This window comes from Streptococcus parasanguinis (assembly GCF_001578955.1).
In the GTDB taxonomy this organism is placed as follows: domain Bacteria; phylum Bacillota; class Bacilli; order Lactobacillales; family Streptococcaceae; genus Streptococcus; species Streptococcus parasanguinis_U.
This window is the reverse complement of sequence record NZ_KQ969690.1, coordinates 382,058-382,895: the sequence shown is the minus strand read 5'-3', so window position 1 is coordinate 382,895 and position 838 is coordinate 382,058. Positions and strand designations below refer to the sequence as shown.

The window sequence follows — 838 nt, the reverse complement described above, 5'->3', positions numbered from 1 at the left end:
GGGTGCGAATAGACCGTTCGAATGGGCCGATCTTTTTTAGCCACCAAGAGCTGTTGCTTGATGGGATAGACCACTTCTGCAACGGCCTGGATGGTCCCTTGGTGAAAGAGGTAATCAAGGGTCTCATGGACACTGCCTTCAATCGAGTTTTCAACTGGGACGACTGCAAAATCGATCTCTTGATTCTCATAAGCCTTGATGACATCTGTGATCGTCCGATAGGCGATGCGTTCAGAAGTTGGAAAGCTATGAGTGGCCACATCATGGGTAAAAGATCCCTTAGGACCAAGATAGCCTACAAGCATCGAATGATCTCCGCAATTTCTTCAGGTGTTTTGTCCTCGACATCCACAATATGGGTAGCAATATCCTCATACAAGGGCAAACGACCATCAAAAATCTTCTTAAATTCTTCTTTTGTGTTGTTTAAAAAGAGGGGACGTTGCATGGCTTTGTCATTTTGAATCCGTCTGTACAAGGTTTCAAAATCTACCCGCAAATAAATGTTGTGTGGATTTTTTTCCAAGAGCGCACGGTTATGAGGATTGACCACAATCCCACCTCCGGGGGAAATGATGGCCGCTTCATTTTCCAATAAACGCTCCAGCATTTCAGCCTCACGACGACGAAAGGCAGCTTCTCCTTCCACTGCGAAATAGTCATTGATCGACATACCGATTTCTTCAACAATTAATTCATCCATATCATGGAATTTTGGATCAAGAATCCGACCAACAGTCGTTTTCCCAGCTCCCATAAAACCAAGCAAAATTTTAGCCATGCAGTAAGGTCTCCAAATCTTCAAAAAAACTAGGGTAACTGGTGTTGATGGCCTCTG

2 protein-coding genes are annotated in these 838 nt (G+C 44.3%); both read right to left on the bottom strand.

The genetic code is table 11. The features are described 5' to 3' along the window. A partial coding sequence (locus tag SPADD19_RS05690) for a prephenate dehydratase domain-containing protein (RefSeq protein WP_277619465.1) occupies positions 1-305 on the bottom strand: 305 nt, incomplete at its 3' end. Continuing rightward, complete coding sequence (locus SPADD19_RS05685) at positions 296-781, bottom strand: shikimate kinase (RefSeq protein WP_061455480.1); 486 nt, start codon at positions 779-781, stop codon at positions 296-298. The genes SPADD19_RS05690 and SPADD19_RS05685, both read right to left, overlap by 10 nt. Positions 782-838: the final 57 nt, after the last annotated feature.